Here is a 15,771-nt window from a genome sequence, read left to right on the forward strand (position 1 = left end):
AGCCGGCGGCGGCCGGGGCCGGGGACGGCGCCGGGGCGCCGATGGTCGGGATGCCCAGCATCACGCCGGCCGGCTTGGCGGCGGCAGCGGCGTTGCGCTTCTCCCACGCGTCGCCCGCGCGCGTGCGGCGCACGGCCTTGGCGGCGCCCTCGGCGAGGAGGTGGTGCGGGGCGGCGTAGGTGATCTCGACGGTCACCACGTCGCCCGGGCGGACGTCCTCGTCCGGCTTGGTGAAGTGCACCAGCCGGTTGTCGGGGGCGCGGCCGGAGAGGCGCTGCGTGGTGCCGTCCTTGCGGCCCTCGCCCTCGGCGACCATGACGTCCACGACGCGGCCGACCTGCTTCTTGTTCTCCTCCCAGGAGATCTCCTCCTGGAGGGCGACCAGGCGCTCGTAGCGCGCCTGCACGACCTCCTTGGGGATCTGCCCCTCCATGGTGGCCGCCGGGGTGCCGGGGCGCTTGGAGTACTGGAAGGTGAAGGCGTTCGCGAAGCGGGCCTCGCGCACCACGTGCATCGTCTGCTCGAAGTCCTCCTCGGTCTCGCCCGGGAAGCCCACGATGATGTCGGTGGAGATGGCGGCGTCCGGCATGGCGGCGCGCACCTTCTCGATGATGCCCAGGAAGCGCTCCTGGCGGTACGAGCGGCGCATCGCCTTGAGGACGGTGTCCGAGCCGGACTGCAGCGGCATGTGCAGCTGGTGCATCACGTTCGGCGTCTCGGCCATGGCGGCGATCACGTCGTCGGTGAAGTCGCGCGGGTGCGGGGAGGTGAAGCGGACGCGCTCCAGGCCCTCGATCTTCCCGCAGGCACGCAGCAGCTTGGAGAACGCCTCGCGGTCGCCGATGTCGGAGCCGTACGCGTTGACGTTCTGGCCGAGCAGGGTGATCTCGCTGACGCCCTCGGCGACGAGCGCCTCGATCTCGGCGAGGATGTCGCCCGTGCGGCGGTCCTTCTCCTTGCCGCGCAGCGCCGGGACGATGCAGAACGTGCAGGTGTTGTTGCAGCCGACGGAGATGGACACCCACGCCGCGTAGGCGCTCTCGCGGCGCGTCGGCAGCGTCGAGGGGAACGCCTCCAGGGACTCGGCGATCTCGACCTGGGCCTCTTCCTGGACGCGGGCGCGCTCCAGCAGCACCGGCAGCTTGCCGATGTTGTGCGTGCCGAAGACGACGTCGACCCACGGGGCCCGCTTCACGATGGTGTCGCGGTCCTTCTGGGCGAGGCAGCCGCCGACGGCGATCTGCATGCCCGGCCGCTTCGTCTTCATGGGAGCCAGCCGGCCGAGGTTGCCGTAGAGCTTGTTGTCCGCGTTCTCCCGCACGGCGCAGGTGTTGAAGACGACGACGTCGGCGTCGCCCTCGGCGGTGCCTTCGGGCGCGCGGACGTAGCCCGCGTCCTCCAGCAGGCCGGACAGCCGCTCGGAGTCGTGGACGTTCATCTGGCACCCGTAGGTGCGGATCTCGTAGCTTCGAGTAACGCCCACTTCGTCCACTGCCCCGGTCCGGTCACTGCTGCTGGTCATTCCTCAAGGGTAAAGGGGGCCCGGCGAAGCTCCGGACCACCGCCCGCGAGGGCGCCTCAGGGCGGTGTCGCGGCGCTCCGGGGCGTGCTCGGGGACATTCAAGAGCTCTCGCGACTCAAGAGCTCTCGGGGCTGAGGAGGAGCTTGCCCGTGGAGCGGCGCTGCTGGAGGTCGCGGTGGGCCCGGGCCGCAGCCTCCAGCGGGTAGGTCCCGCCGACGGAGGCGTCGATCTCACCGTCGCGCAGCCAGCCGAACAGCTCCGCCGAGCGTTCCAGGAGTTCGGCCGGGTCGGTGGCGTGATCGTTGAGTGTGGGACGGGTGAGGAAGAGCGAGCCGTGGGAGGCGAGCAGGCGCGGGTCGAACGGGGAGACGGGGCCGGAGGCCTCGCCGAAGAGGACGAACGTGCCCCGCGGGCGGAGCGATTTCAGCCCCGCCTCGAAGGTGTCGAGGCCCACGCCGTCGTAGACGACGTCGACGCCGCGTCCGCCGGTCAGGTCGCGCACCTGCCCGGCGATGTCGGTGCCGCCGGCGGTCACCAGGGTCTCCCAGGCGCCCAGCGCCCGGACGGCCGCGGCCTTCTCCGGTGTGGAGACGGCGGCGATGACCTTGACGCCGTTGCGGGTGAGCAGCCGGGTCAGGAGGCGGCCGACGCCTCCGGCGGCCGCGTGGACCAGGGCCGTCCCGCCTTCGCGGGCGGGGCGGGTGGAGGTCGTGAGGTAGTGGGCGGTCAGGCCCTGGAGCAGCAGGGCGGCCGCGTCCCGGTCCGTGACGTCCGCGGGCAGGGGGACGGCGGCCCGCACGGGGACCACGACCTGCTCGGCGTAGCCGGCGGGGGCCGTGCACCAGGCGATGCGGTCGCCCGGCACGAGGGAGGTCACTCCCTCGCCCACGGCCGTCACCGTGCCCGCGCCCTCGGAGCCGGGGGTGAAGGGCGGGGACGGCTTCCCGCGGCCCTCACGCTCGTAGATGTCCTTGAAGTTGACGCCGATGGCCGAGGGGCGGGCCAGCACCTCTCCGGGCCCGGGCGCCGGGGCGGGCAGCTCGGCGACGGTGAGGACCTCGGGGCCTCCGTACTGGGTGACGACGATGGCGCGCATGGTTCCTTCCGGTCCCTTTCCGGGTGGTGGTGCGAGGGGCGTGGGGGTGAGGAGCGGCGGTGAGGAGCAGGTCGTACGCGGGGGCGTGGCGGTCAGAGACGGGCCGGGTCAAGGACGCGTGACGTACGGGGACGCGGGGCGCGGCCGTCAGGACCGGGTGGTGCGCGGAGCGCGGGCGCGGGAGGGCAGGGCCGCCGGTACGGCCATGACGACGACCAGGAATCCGAGGGCGACGAGGCCGAGGCAGATCCGCAGCCCCGCCGGACCGGGGGAGCCTTCGAGCAGGACGCCGAAGAGGGCGATCGCCACCGCTCCGCCGATCTGGCGCAGGGCGTTGAGCGCGCCGGAGGCCAGGCCCGACCGGTCGGCGGGCACCGCGCTCAGGACCACGGCGGGCAGGCTCGGCCCCATCAGCCCCGCGCCGAGCCCGAGCAGGCCGCTGCCGCAGAAGAAGATCCACCAGCCGGGGTGTCCGCCGAGCGGCAGGAGCGCGCAGGCGCCGGCCGCGGCGGCCAGTGCGCCGCCGATCAGCAGCGGGCGCGGGCCGGTGCGGGTGACGGCCCGGGCCAGGACGAAGGAGGCGAAGGCCCACAGCGCGGCGAAGGGCACGAAGGAGAGCCCCGCGCCGAGCGCGTCGAGGCCCCAGGCGCTCTGCAGCCGCAGCGAGAGGGCGAACTGTGCGCCGTAGGCACCGAACTGGAACAGCGCGCCGATGATCAGGCCGCAGGCGAACCGCGGCCGGGCGAGCAGTCCGAGGGGCAGCACGGGCGCCGCCGCACGGTGCTCGACGGCGACGAACGCCACGGCCGAGGCGAGGGTGACCGCCAGCAGCGCCCACGTCACGGTGGCGGTCCAGCCCTGGGCCCCGCCCTCGATGAGCGCGCCGATGCCGCACCCGACGACCATGACGGCCAGTGTCTGCCCGGCGGGGTCGAGGGTCGCTTCACGGGTGGCGGAGGGCGGCACCTGGAGCCTGGTCAGCCACCAGGCCAGCAGTCCGACGGGCACGTTGATCAGGAAGATGGAGCGCCATCCGACGGCCGTGGTCAGCACTCCGCCGAGCACGGGGCCGAACACGAGGGCGAGGGAGCTGACGCCGCCCCAGACGGTGAGTGCCCTGGCCCGCCTGGCGGGGTCCGGGTACATGTGGGCGATCACTGCCAGGGAGGCGGGGAGCAGGCCGCCGGCGGTGACGCCCTGCAGCACCCGGGCGGTGACCAGGAAGCCCAGGCCGGGGCTCGCCGCGCAGGCCGCCGAGGTCGCGACGAACCCCAGCAGGGAGACCTCGAACACCCTCCGCGCGCCCCAGCGGTCGCTGACGGCCCCGCCGCTGAGCAGGAAGGCGGCCAGGGTGATCGTGTAGCCGTTGATGAGCCATTCGAGGCCGGCCAGGCTTCCGGCGAGGTCCTCCCGCACGGCGGGCAGCGCGACGTTGAGGGCGCTGCTGTCCATGAGGACCATGAAGAAGCCGAGACAGACGGCGAAGAGGGCGAGCGGACCGGCGGGCCGGGAGGCCGCACCCGCCGTGCCCGGGAGCGCGCTCCCGGCGGCCGCGTCCTGGCGGGCTGGCGAGCGGCCGGGCATGACACACCACCGTGCTTCCTGGGACGTCTAAAATGTTCGACGGAGGTCGATCACCATGAATGTAAGACCCGAGTCGAACACTTCGTCAACCCCCCCACCCCGTCCGGCGGATGAAGGGCGCACCCAGTCGCAGCGGGCCCGGAACCTCTCGCACGTTCACCCCGCCGACGTGACCTTGAACGACGCGCTCACGGCCCTCGCCGATCCCGTGCGGCGCACCATCGTGAGGGAATTGGCGGGCGGGTCCGACTGGACCCGGGCCTGCGGCACGTTCGACCTGCCGGTCACCAAGGCGACGCGCAGCCACCACTTCGCCGTATTGCGCCAGGCCGGTGTGATCGAACAGCGGGACGTGGGCTCGCGCCGCCTCAACAGGCTGCGCAGGCCCGAATTCGACGCGGCTTTCCCCGGCCTGCTGGATCTGGTCCTGAGTGAGCGCCGGGAATCCTCTCACCATTCAAATACGGACCGGCCATAAACAAAGTCCCGGTTTACGGAAAACCTCATCGCAAAACTCCACCCCTCCTCGGTTCGCCGTTGCCCTGCGTGCGCATCCGTGACCCTGCTGTGAGCGACCGCAAAACCGGGTGCCGGCCCGGTTGCGAGCCGATTGCCGACCCGGCCCGAAAACATGGGACTAAGGATTAGTTTCAAACTTCGGGACTGGGGGGATCCGTAGTTTTTTCAGAATCGATACGCCCCACTACACCCACCAATCGAATGAAATGTCCATGCAGGGGGCACATATTTTACGGAGCCTTGATGGCGGCACCGAGCGGCCGAAGTGCAAGCTTGTTGTTCTTACCGTCCATACATGTTCCGCGATATTGCACTCAACGAATATTGCGCTTAATGGGGGTGTGTTGCAGTGGAGGGCATCATCGGCACTGAAACTGCTGAGCGAGAAATATGGCACGAACAGCGTCGGCGCGTCGGCCTGCTGACCGAGCGGGAATGGCAGGTATTCCTTCTGCTGGGGGCCGGATATTCGAACCGCAGCATTTCCACACGGCTCAAGGTGACCGAAGGAACGGTCAAGGCGCACGTGGCGCAGATTCTCGGCAAGCTCCGTGTCGAGTCCCGGCTCCAGGCCGGCCTGGTCTCCCTCACTCACCAGTTCTTCAACAAAAGTCCAATGGTTGCCGGTCACGAGGTCCGATAGAAATCTCCGGGGCGGCGGCCGGACGTTCCGTCCCGGCTCCCACCGAGACCGGGGGCCGGGACCAGCCGTGCTCCGCGACGTCGATTCCCGCGGCCGCCGCCCCTGTGCGCCCTCCGGAAGGCACCGGAGGGCTGTTCCAGGAAAGTCCAGGAATGACAGACCCGGATCGATCCAGGAGAGCGCGTGTCCGTTACCGACGCCCATCCGCGGCAGGCGGGCCCGGCCGCCGGCGCGGCCCCCGACCCGAGGGAGACCATGAGGAGCCTGCCAGGGCTCCTCCAGTCCCCGCTCACCGTCTTCACGGGCAAACCCCTGGCCGGGCAGGCCCCGTTCGGCTGGTCACCCACCTACCACCTGGCCTCCGCGGTCGCCGCGATGATCGTGGGAGCCGCCGTCGGCGCGACCGGATGGGCGCTGGGGTCCTGGTTCCTGTTCCTGCTGCTGCCCGGCTGGGCCGTCACCCTCCACGGCATGCGCAACCTGCGCATGATGGTCTACCACCAGTGCTCCCACAAGAACATGTACCGCAGGCGCACGCTCGACGCCGTCATCGGCCGGGCGACCTCCAGCCTCCTGGTCATCCAGAACTTCGAGCGCTACAGCCGTGAGCACGTCAGCGACCACCACGCCGCCCACCACATGACCCTCCGGGACCCCACGGTGCAGGCGTTCCTCGTCAGCCTGGGCCTGCACCCCGGCATGACGCAACGTCAGATGTGGCGCCGCGTCCTGGCGAAGCTCGGCTCACCGCGCTTCCACCTCGCGTTCGCCTTCGCCCGGACCCGCTCCTTCTGGAACAAGTCGGCCACGAGCGAGAAGGTCACCTCGGTGGTGCTCTACGGTGGCGCGGCCGCCGCCACGATCGCGACGGGCACGTGGGACGCCCTGCTCGTCGTCTGGTTCGTCCCGCTGATCCCGCTCTTCCAGGTCAGCAACACGCTGCGGCTGTGCGTCAAGCACACCTTCCCCCCGGCCGGCACCGAAGTCCGGCGCGGCCGCGAGTACTTCGCCTCCCTGACCAACGCCATATTCATCGGCGAGCCGGCGCCCGGCCGGGCCCTCCCCGCCGGACGGCGCACGCTGGCCTGGGCCCGCTGGACGCTGCGCATGCTGTTCGTCCACGCCCCTTCGCGCTACCTGGTCCTCACCGGCGACACCGTCGTCCACGACTACCACCACCGCGCGCCGTCGAGCCGCACCTGGTCCGACTACCTCTTCGCCCGGCAGCAGGACGCCGACGCGGGGCATCCGGGCTGGCCCCCGTACCACGAGGTGTGGGGCCTGGTCCCGGCCATCAACTACGTCTTCGACTCCCTCGCGGCGGCCGACGCCGAGGAGTACGACGTCGCCCGGCTGCGCTCGGTCAGCAAGCGCGAGCTCTTCGCCGCCTTCGACGACTGAGCTCCGCCGGGGCCCGGCCGGCCCCTTCCGGACCTGGCCGGCGCCCTTCCGGATCCGGCGGCCCCTCTTCCGGGCCCGGCCGGCGCCCTTCCGGACCGTAGCGCCGTCACCCTCCGGACCCGGCCGGCGCTCGTCCGGACCGTACGCCGTCACACGTCGGGACCGCACGCCGTCACCCGCCCAGGCCGCACCGCAGCGCCGCCATCCGCCCGGCATCGTCACCCACCCGAAGGAGCAGCACTCCCATGTCGCACAGCGAACCCCGCCGCCTCGTCATCCTCGGAGTCGCCGCCAGCGACAGCCATGCCGTCGCCAACCACCTCATCGCCCACGCCCTGCGGGGCCTCGGCTTCGAGGTGGAGAACCTCGGCACCTGCACGCCCGTCGAGGAGTTCGCCCAGGCCTGCGAGGAGCACCCCGACGCGGAGGCCGTCATCATCGGCAGCCTCAACGGCCACGTCCACGAGGACCTGCGCGACCTGCCCGCCGCGCGCGAAGCCGGCCGCATCACCTGCCCCGTCATCGTCGGGGGCAACCTCTCCGTCGGCAGCAGGAAGGACCCCAGGGACCTGGAGCGCCTGCACGCCCTGGGCGTCGACCGCATCCTCCAGGACCCGGCCCAGCTCCTTCCCGCACTCGACGAACTGCGGGCGAGCCGTACAGCGGACGCGGACCGGCAGCGCCTGCCCGTGGCGTCATGACGAAGATCAGCTATCTGCCCGGCCGCTCCGGGAGTCCCGGCACGGACGCCCTGCCGCCCCTCGCGGAGTCCGTCGACTACATCGCCTCCCTGGGCAAGCCCACGGCCGCCCGCGTCCTCACGGACGCCCGCGACGCGGGCCGGGTGGCCATCCAGCCGCGCTGCGGCGTCGGCGGCCACGAGGAGATGAAGGCCCTCCTGCGCGAGCTCGAGGAGCAGGCGGCCCCCGACATCCTCACCCTCACCATCGACTCCCACACCCGCCTCAAGCGCTTCGAGCAGGCCCTGCGCTCCCTCAACCGGGCGCCCGCCGACCTCAACGGCTATCCCCTGGTCAGCCACGGCTACCTCCGCGGCCGGGAGGTCAACGAGTCCGTCACCGCCCCGCTGGAGATACGCCACGGCTCGCCCGACGCCCGCATCCTCTTCGACGTCGCCGTCGCCTCCGGCATCACCTCCTTCGAGGGCGGCGGCATCTCGTACAACCTGCCGTACTCCAAGGCCGTCCCGCTCGCGGAGTCACTCGCCGCGTGGAACGCCGTCGACACGGTGTGCGGCGAACTCGCCGCCCTCGGTCTGATCGTCGACCGCGAGCTCTTCGGCACCCTGACCGCCGTGCTCGTCCCGCCTTCCATCAGCCTCGCGATCAGCGTGCTCGAAGCGGTGCTCGCCGCCCGCGCCGGAGTGCGCTGCATCTCCGTCTCGTACCCGCAGAGCGGCCATCTCGTCCAGGACGTCGCCGCGCTGCGCGCGATCCCCGTCCTCGCCCGCACCTACCTGCCCCCCGAGGTGGACGTGCACGCCGTCCTCCACGAATTCATGGGCGTCTTCCCGAAGAAGCGCGGCAACGCGGAGGACCTGATCTTCTACGGGGCCCTCGTCGCCCGGCTCGGCGGCGCCTCCAAACTGATCACCAAGACCTACCAGGAAGCGTTCGGCATCCCCGACACCCGCGCGAACGTCGAGGGGCTGCGGCTGGCCGACCGCGCCAACTCGCCGCTCCTGGGCTTCGTCAAGGCCGACGAGGAACGCGTCGCCGACGAGCTCTCCTGGATCGTCGACGAGGTCGCCGACATCGTCGAACCCGTCCTCGCCGCGCCCGACACCATGACCGCCGTGGTCGACGCCTTCGCGGCGGGACGCCTGGACATCCCCTTCAGCGCCAGCCGCTACGCCAAGTCCGAGATCATCCCCAAGCGGGACGCCGAGGGCGCCATCCGCTATCTGTCCACGGGCTCCCTCCCGTTCGGCGACCGCACGCGGCGGCGCAACAGCGAGCTCCTCGAAGGCGCCGGCCCCAAAGGCTCGGGCCTCAAAGGCTCCGGCGGTACGGGCCCCGTGATCGGTTCCCTGCTGACCGGCCTCACCGACGACATCAACTACTTCCCCACCCTCTTCGGGGAAATGCAGAAGGAAACGCAGAGGGCGACACAGAAGGAAACACAGAACGAGGACGCCGAGTGACCACCGGCTGAGCCGCGCCGCACCGGCTTTTACGATTCGCTTCGCTCCAGCCAGGAGAACTGCTATGCCAGCTATGTCAGCTATCTCTACGGAAGCAGAAACCATACGCATCTGCATTGTCGGTGCCGGGCCGAGGGGGACCGTCGCACTGGAGCGCGTCTGCGCCAATGCCCCTGAAATCGCGGGGGACAAACAGGTGGAGGTGCACGTCGTGGACCCCTACCCGGCGGGAGGCGGGCGGGTGTGGCAGCTCGGCCAGTCGCGCCGGCTGCTGATGAACACCGTCGCCGGGGACGTGACCGTGTTCACGGACGACACCGTCACCTGTGAGGGCCCGCTGACGTCCGGGCCCACGCAGTACCAGTGGGCGCGCATGGTCGCCGCGGGTGAGGTCACCGATGTGTCCGAGGAGGCCAGGGCCGAGGCCGCGGTGATGGAACCGTGGTCCTACGCCTCACGGGCGTTTCAGGGCGAATACCTCGGCTGGGCCTTCGCCCACATCGTGCGCAACGCGCCGTCCGGGGTGCGGATCCGGGTGCACCGGGCGCGGGCGACCTCGCTCACCGAGTCCGCGGACGGCACGCAGCAGGTGTCGCTGGAGGGACGGGAGCTGCCGCTGGCGGTCGACGCGGTGATCCTCGCGCAGGGGCACTACGACGTCGAGCCCACGGAGAGGCAGCGCGACCTCGCCGGTTTCGCCTCCCGCCATGGTCTGCACTACGTGCCGCCGAGCAGCCCGGCGGAGGCGGACCTGACGCCGATCGGCGCGGGCGAGCCCGTCGCCCTGCGGGGCCTCGGGCTGAATTTCTACGACTACATGGCCTTGCTCACCGAGGGCAGGGGCGGGCGCTTCGTCCCCGGTTCCGACGGCCGGCTGACCTATCTGCCGAGCGGCGACGAGCCGGTGGTCCACGCCGGTTCGGGGCGCGGCGTGCCGTACCGCGCGCGGGCGGAGATCCGTCAGGAGATCGTGCCCCGCTACCGGGCGACGTTCCTGTCCGCCGGCGAGATCGCCCGGCTGAGGGGCCCGGCGGGCACCGGACGCACCGACTTCATGCGCGACCTGTTCCCCCTCGTGGCGAAGGAAGTCGCCTGGAACTACTACAAGGTGCTGCTGCAGGCGGACGATCCGGCCGGGCACGCCCGGCTGCTGGCCGAGTACCCGCGGCACGCCTGGGGGTCCCCGGAGATGGAGGCCCTCCTGAGCGACCTGGTGCCCGATCCGGAGCTGCGCTGGAACTGGGAGGCGCTCGACCGCCCCGCGGACCGGAGGGAGTTCACCGGCTCCGCCGACTACCGCGCGTGGATCCTCGGCGTCCTGGACGAGGATCTGCGGCACTCGGATCTCGGCCCGGCCGTCAGCGCCGTCAAGGCCGCCGCCGCGGTCATGCGCGACCTGCGCGACGAAGTGCGGCAGGTCATCTCGCACCGGGGCCTGAGCGGCGCCTCCTACCGGGACCACATCGACCACTGGTTCAGCGGCCTGAACAACTACGCCGCCAGCGGGCCGCCGGCGACGCGCGTCCGGCAGCTCCGCGCCCTGGTCGAGGCGGGGGTCGTCCAGGTGCTCGGCCCGCGCATGACGGTGACGGCGGACGAGGAGTCCGGCGCCTTCCTCGTCGGCTCGCCGCAGGTGCCGGGCGCGCCGCTTCGCGTGACCGCGCTCGTCGAGGCTCACCTGCCGACGACCGACGTGCGCCGGGCCACCGACCCGCTGCTGGCGTCGCTGCGGTCCACGGGCGGATGCCGGGCCCACTTCATCCCGGACGCGGCGGGCTCCGGCTACGAGACGGGCGGTCTGGACGTCACGGACGTGACCTTCCAGGTCATCGACGGACAGGGCGTTCCCCACCCGGCCCGCTTCTCCTACGGGCCTCCGGTGGAGTCGGTGCAGTGGGTCACCGCGATCGGCGCCCGGCCGCACGTCAACTCCCGCACGCTGCTCCAGGGCGACTCCATCGCCCGCTCCTGCCTCAAGCAGGGCATGAGCCGGCTCGCCGGGGCGGCGGGCTCCGCGGGGCGGGACGACGCGGAGCTGACGGCGCCCGTACGCTGACGAGGCCGGCGGACAGGAAAGCCCTGAGGGGCGGGCCCGGGGGAGGTCTTCCCCCGGGCCCGCCCCCGTTTACGGCCGGCTGGTCAGTGCTGTTCCGGGCCGCTGTCGTGGGCCTCGTGGACCTCATGGATCGCCTTCATCAGCGCGATGCCGGCCGGGGCACCGGCGTATGCGGCGCATTGCAGGGCCACTTCGGCCATTTCCTCGACGGAACATCCGTTGCGCAGGGCACCGTGGATGTTGAGGCGCAGCTCTTCGGGCCGGTTCAGGGCGGTGAGGAGGGCGAGGTTGAGGAGGCTGCGCGTCCGGCGGTCCAGGCCCTCGCGCGCCCAGACCGAGCCCCACGGGTACGTCGTGATCAGGTCGAGCAGGGGTTTCGCCGGAGGCCAGTCGCTCAGCAGGGAGTTGACGTGCTCGTCGCCGAGCACTTCCCGGCGGATACGGTCGCCTTCCGCGTACCGTTCGGGCATAGATAGCTCACGCATGGACGCCCCGGTCAATCCGCTGCCGAAGGCACGGGCTCAAGTGCGGGGGCATACGTAGGAAGGTTCGTGCACATCTCGCCGCCGACCGCCCAGTTCTCCTGCGTGACGTCGCGGATGATGACGTAGATGCGTTCGCGCGCGCTCCCGCAGGTGCGCTGGAAGGCGTCGGTGAGCTCACGCGCCAGGGCGGCCTTGGCCGCCTCGGACCGGCCGTGCAACATGTCGACAGCGATGACGGGCATGCAAATCCCTTCCCAGGGGGTTCTGACGAAGGCAATCACCTCCGTTTCTACCCTTGGAGCGGGGGAGCCGGATATCCGACTTTGGTGCAAGAACCGGCAGCGGAGCCGGAAGCAGCGATCGGGGCAGCCGTGCTGGAATCATGCGCCCCGCCGTCCGCGGCACGGTACGCACGGCGGTATTCGCTGGGAGGAATGCCGACACTGCGAGCGAAGTGGAGCCGGAGGTTTCCGGCGCCGCCCAGGCCGCACTGCTCGGCGATCTTGTCCATCGGCTGGTCGGTGGTCTCCAGCAGCTCCTTGGCGCGCGAGATGCGCTGGGCCTGGAGCCATTGGAGGGGCGTGGTGCCCGTCGCCCGGTGGAAGCGCCGCACCAGCGTCCGTACGCTCGTGCCGGCCTGCCGGGCCAGTTGGGGAGCGGTGAGGGGCTGGTGGAGGCGCTCGGCGGCCCAGTGCAGCAACGGGGCCAGCCCGCTGTCGGTCTCCGCCGGCGGCACGGGCGTCTCGATGTACTGGGCCTGACCGCCGGGCCTGTGGGCGGGGACGACGAGGTGACGGGCGACCGAGCCTGCCACCCGGGACCCCAGGTCCTTGCGCAGCACGTGCAGGCACAGGTCGATGCCGGCGGTGCTGCCGGCGCTGGTGAGGATGTCCCCGTCGTCGATGTAGAGGACGGTGGGGTCGACGTCGACCTCGGGGTAGCGCTCGGCCAGGAGCGGAGCGTGCTGCCAGTGCGTGGCTGCACGGCGCCCGTCGAGCAGCCCGGCCGCCGCCAGGACGAAGGCACCCGAGCACAGGGAGACGATGCGCGCGCCGCGGTCGTGAGCTTCCCTGACGGCCTCCAGGAGCCGCGCCGGCGGGTCTTCACGGACGTCCGCGCTGGCGGGGACGATGACGGTGTCCGCTTCGACCAGTTCGCGGTAGCCGTGCGGGGTGTGCGTGGTGAACCACTGCCGGGCCGGGACGGCTTCGCCCTCCGTGAGGTTGCAGAGCCGGAAGTCGTACCAGGGGACGCCGGGATCGGGATGCGACGTGCCGAACACATGGCAGGGCACTGCCAGTTCAAGGATCGGCATGCCCTCGGTGACCGCCACGGCCACGGAACCGGGACCGGGGCCGGGGCCGAGGCCGAGGCCGGGACCCCCGGACTGCTGCGTCATGGCAGTAATCTAACGGCTCATGGCAGATCTGCCACTCGATAGGGCGGTCATGGACGCCGATAGTGGAAAGCGCCCCCCTTCGTTCAGCGCCTCCCTTCATTGAGCGCCTCCCTTTCATCCCCCTTTATTCACCCCCCCTTCTTCATTCAGCGCCTCCCTTTCGTACACCGGAGAGACGACGGATACGTCCATGACCTCAACTCCCGAAGCCCGGACGGTGGATGCGGCGCCCGCCGCCGTTCCCGCACCGGCGGATCCCCGGCGCTGGCTGGTGCTGACCGTCGCGTCGGCCGCCCAGTTCCTGGCGATCCTCGACCTGTTCGCCGTCACCGTGGCCTTCCCCGCCCTGGAGGAGTCGTTCCCGCAGGCCTCGCTCGCCTCCATGTCGTGGGTGCTGAACGGCTACACGATCGTCCTCGCGGCGCTCCTCATCCCCGCCGGGCGGCTCGCGGACGAGACGAGCCGCAAGGGCAGCTTCCTGATCGGCATGGTCCTCTTCGGTCTCTCCTCGGTCGGCTGTGCCGTCGCCCCCGGTCTCGCCGTGCTGATCGTCGCCCGTGTGGTGCAGGCGGTGGCCGCCGCCGTCCTCGTGCCCACGTCCCTGGGGCTGGCCCTGCCGGCCTTCCCCGAGCACGAGCGCTCCACGGCCATCGGCATCTGGACGGCGGTCGCGGCGGTCGCCGCGGGCAGCGGCCCGGTGCTGGGCGGCCTGCTGGTGGAGATCAGCTGGCGGTGGATCTTCCTGATCAACATCCCCATCTGCGCCGTGGCCGCCCTGGCCGGCGCGCGACTGCTGCCCCGGGTGCCCCGCAAGGCGTCACAGGGTCTGGACCTCCTCGGGTCGGCGCTCATCCTGCTCGCCTCCGGCGCGCTGACGACGGCCTTCGTCGAGGCGCCCGGCTGGGGTTACACGTCGCCCGGGACCCTGGGCTGCTTCGTCGCGGCGGTGGTCCTGGTCCTCGCCTGCCTGCGCCACGTCCGCCGCACCTCGGACCCGATCATCAGCCCCACGCTGTTCGCGAGCCGGCTGTTCCGGGTCGGCACCGTCGGGGTCTTCCTCTACTACCTGGCGTTCGCCTCGATGCTCTTCGAGGCCGCTCTCTTCCTGACCGGCCAGTGGGACTACTCGGTCCTGCGCGCCGGCCTGGGCATCGCGCCCACCCCGGTCACTGTCATGATCCTGTCCGCCCTCTCGGGGAAGATCATCCGGCGTGTCGGCGCCCGGGCCTCCGCGGTGAGCGGCGGCGTGGTGTTCGCCGTGGGCTGCGCCTGGTGGTTCGCCGCGGCGGGCCCCGCGCCGCACTACGCGGCCGCCTACCTGCCCGGTGCGGTCCTCGTCGGCGCGGGCAACGCCCTGATCCAGCCGGCCCTGTTCGGCGCGGCGAGCGGGCTGCCGGCCGAGCAGCTGTCGGTGGGCTCGGGCACGCTGATGATGTCCCGCCAGATCGGCTCCGCCCTGGGCGTCGCCCTGCTCACCGCGATCCTCGGAAGCTCGGAGCACCCGACGATGGGCGCCTTCCGGCACGGCTGGATCTACATGATCGTCACCGCACTGCTGGCCGCGCTGGCCGGCCTGCGCTACCGCGCGAACACTCCCGCCACTCCCGCCAAGGCCTGAGCGCCTTCCCCGGACCCCGCCCGGCCTGCCTGACTCCCCCGACAGGAAGGCCGGGCGGCTCTCTGTGCCACGAGCACGTACCGGTGCCATGACCACCTACCGGCGCCACGAGCGCGTAACCGGTGCCCCGAGCGCGCACCGGTGCACCGCGCAACGATCAGCGGGCCGCAGCGGGCGAGGACGCCGGGCAGGGGCCGCGCCGGCCCGTGCCGATCGGGCATCGTTTCGCCGCTCCTCTCCCGCAGCCCGCCGGGGCCTGGCAGGATCCGCCCATGCTTCCCCGTTCCCTGCGCCCCGGCGGCCGCCGTGCCGCCCGTGCGGCCGCTCTGGGCGCCGCGGTGCTCGCCCTGCTGGTGTGGTGGCTGGTGTCCGTGCACGGCGGCACGTCGCCGGCCGGGCGGATGACGTTCGCGACCGGAGTGCCGACCGGCGTGTACGCGAAGTACGGGGACCTCCTCAAGGAGGACCTGGCGCGGGACATGCCCGCCCTGGACGTACGGCTGCGGCGCAGCCAGGGGTCGATCGACAACCTGCGGCAGCTCACGTCCGGGGAGGCGGACTTCACCCTGGCCACGGCCGACTCGGTCGCGACCTACCGCGACGAGGGGAAGCCGGGCGCCGGGAGCCTGCGCGCCTGCGCGCGGCTGTACGACGACTACATCCAGCTGGTGGTGGAGAAGGGCTCGCCCGTGCAGTCGGCCCGGGACCTGCGGGGCCTGCGGGTGGGCGTGGGGACGGACGACTCGGGGGTGCAGCTGATCACGCGGCGGCTGCTGAAGGCGGCGGGGCTGGACTTCGACAAGGACATCACTCCCGTCCGGGTCGGGATCGACAAGATGCCGGGGCTGCTGGAGCGGGGGAAGCTGGACGCGTTCTTCTGGTCCGGCGGCCTGCCCACGAACGCCGTCCAGTCGCTCGGCCTGCGGCTGTCGATCCGCCTCGTGCAGCTGGGCGACCTGATCGAGCCGCTGCACGCGCAGGGGCCGCAGACGCGCTACTACAGGGCGGCGGTGATGCCCGTGGACGCGTACCCGGAGCTGCGCGCGTCCCAGGCGGTGAAGACGCTGGCGGTCGCGAACCTGCTCGTCACCATGGACGACGCGGACCCGGAGCTGGCGGAGAGCGTCACGCGGTCGGTGATGAACAGCAGGGACCGCATAGGGAAGGAGGTGCACGCCGCGCAGAAGGTCGACCTCCGTACGGCGATCTTCACCGATCCGCTGCAGCTGCACGCGGGGGCGCGCCGCTACTACGTTTCGGTGAAGCCCTGAGAGCCGGAGTTTC

General features: G+C 71.6%; 14 protein-coding genes. 8 read left to right on the forward strand and 6 right to left on the reverse strand.

Going from position 1 to position 15,771, the window contains the following annotated elements:
• From miaB to B7P34_RS19110, 3 genes are all read right to left on the reverse strand, one after another.
• Positions 1-1,438 (reverse strand): tRNA (N6-isopentenyl adenosine(37)-C2)-methylthiotransferase MiaB (gene miaB, locus B7P34_RS19100; RefSeq protein WP_435693971.1); only part of this gene is annotated, 1,438 nt, incomplete at its 3' end.
• A gap of 199 nt (positions 1,439-1,637) precedes the next feature.
• Positions 1,638-2,618 carry a quinone oxidoreductase family protein gene (locus tag B7P34_RS19105; protein ID WP_106678023.1) on the reverse strand — a complete coding sequence of 327 codons (981 nt, stop codon included), beginning with the start codon at positions 2,616-2,618 and terminating at the stop codon, positions 1,638-1,640.
• A gap of 147 nt (positions 2,619-2,765) precedes the next feature.
• Positions 2,766-4,202 (reverse strand): MFS transporter, encoded by a 1,437-nt coding sequence (locus tag B7P34_RS19110; protein WP_106678025.1) that lies wholly within the window; start codon positions 4,200-4,202, stop codon positions 2,766-2,768.
• A 169-nt stretch (positions 4,203-4,371) separates the two neighbouring features.
• Between B7P34_RS19110 and B7P34_RS19115 the strand changes: the two genes are divergently transcribed.
• The 6 genes from B7P34_RS19115 (at position 4,372) to B7P34_RS19140 (ending at position 10,985) form a co-directional block, all read left to right on the forward strand.
• Positions 4,372-4,680, forward strand: a complete 309-nt coding sequence (locus tag B7P34_RS19115; protein WP_223267994.1) for an ArsR/SmtB family transcription factor — start codon at positions 4,372-4,374, stop codon at positions 4,678-4,680.
• Positions 4,681-5,070: 390 nt separating this feature from the next.
• Positions 5,071-5,364 carry a response regulator transcription factor gene (locus tag B7P34_RS19120; protein WP_106678029.1) on the forward strand — a complete coding sequence of 98 codons (294 nt, stop codon included), beginning with the start codon at positions 5,071-5,073 and terminating at the stop codon, positions 5,362-5,364.
• Between the two features lie 183 nt (positions 5,365-5,547).
• A complete protein-coding gene (locus B7P34_RS19125; RefSeq protein ID WP_223267995.1) occupies positions 5,548-6,765 on the forward strand; it encodes a fatty acid desaturase in 1,218 nt (405 codons plus the stop codon).
• 245 nt (positions 6,766-7,010) lie between these two features.
• Complete coding sequence (locus B7P34_RS19130) at positions 7,011-7,466, forward strand: cobalamin-dependent protein (protein WP_106678031.1); 456 nt, start codon at positions 7,011-7,013, stop codon at positions 7,464-7,466.
• A complete protein-coding gene (locus B7P34_RS19135; RefSeq protein WP_106678033.1) occupies positions 7,463-8,929 on the forward strand; it encodes a methylaspartate mutase in 1,467 nt (488 codons plus the stop codon). The genes B7P34_RS19130 and B7P34_RS19135 overlap by 4 nt, the downstream gene beginning before the upstream one ends.
• Before the next feature lie 73 nt (positions 8,930-9,002).
• On the forward strand, positions 9,003-10,985 hold the full coding sequence (locus B7P34_RS19140) for an FAD/NAD(P)-binding protein (protein WP_189382887.1): 1,983 nt from the start codon (positions 9,003-9,005) through the stop codon (positions 10,983-10,985).
• A gap of 83 nt (positions 10,986-11,068) precedes the next feature.
• Here the strand turns inward: B7P34_RS19140 and B7P34_RS19145 are convergent, their stop codons facing one another.
• Genes B7P34_RS19145 through B7P34_RS19155 form a run of 3 tightly spaced genes read right to left on the reverse strand, consistent with a single transcriptional unit; the run spans position 11,069 to position 12,869 of the window.
• Positions 11,069-11,470, reverse strand: a complete 402-nt coding sequence (locus B7P34_RS19145; RefSeq protein WP_223267996.1) for a carboxymuconolactone decarboxylase family protein — start codon at positions 11,468-11,470, stop codon at positions 11,069-11,071.
• A gap of 11 nt (positions 11,471-11,481) precedes the next feature.
• Entirely contained in the window at positions 11,482-11,712 is a 231-nt protein-coding gene (locus B7P34_RS19150; protein WP_106678039.1) for a 2-hydroxymuconate tautomerase, read from the reverse strand.
• Positions 11,713-11,759: 47 nt separating this feature from the next.
• Positions 11,760-12,869 (reverse strand): GlxA family transcriptional regulator, encoded by a 1,110-nt coding sequence (locus B7P34_RS19155; RefSeq protein WP_106678041.1) that lies wholly within the window; start codon positions 12,867-12,869, stop codon positions 11,760-11,762.
• A 190-nt stretch (positions 12,870-13,059) separates the two neighbouring features.
• Here B7P34_RS19155 and B7P34_RS19160 point away from each other — a divergent pair, with 190 nt between their 5' ends.
• Together B7P34_RS19160 and B7P34_RS19165 are read left to right on the forward strand one after the other, a co-directional pair.
• Positions 13,060-14,487: an MFS transporter gene (locus tag B7P34_RS19160; RefSeq protein ID WP_106678043.1), complete on the forward strand. Its 1,428-nt coding sequence runs from the start codon at positions 13,060-13,062 to the stop codon at positions 14,485-14,487.
• A 272-nt stretch (positions 14,488-14,759) separates the two neighbouring features.
• Complete coding sequence (locus B7P34_RS19165; RefSeq protein ID WP_106678045.1) at positions 14,760-15,758, forward strand: TAXI family TRAP transporter solute-binding subunit; 999 nt, start codon at positions 14,760-14,762, stop codon at positions 15,756-15,758.
• Positions 15,759-15,771: the final 13 nt, after the last annotated feature.

It is taken from the genome of Streptosporangium nondiastaticum, assembly GCF_003011965.1.
In the GTDB taxonomy this organism is placed as follows: domain Bacteria; phylum Actinomycetota; class Actinomycetes; order Streptomycetales; family Streptomycetaceae; genus Streptomyces; species Streptomyces nondiastaticus.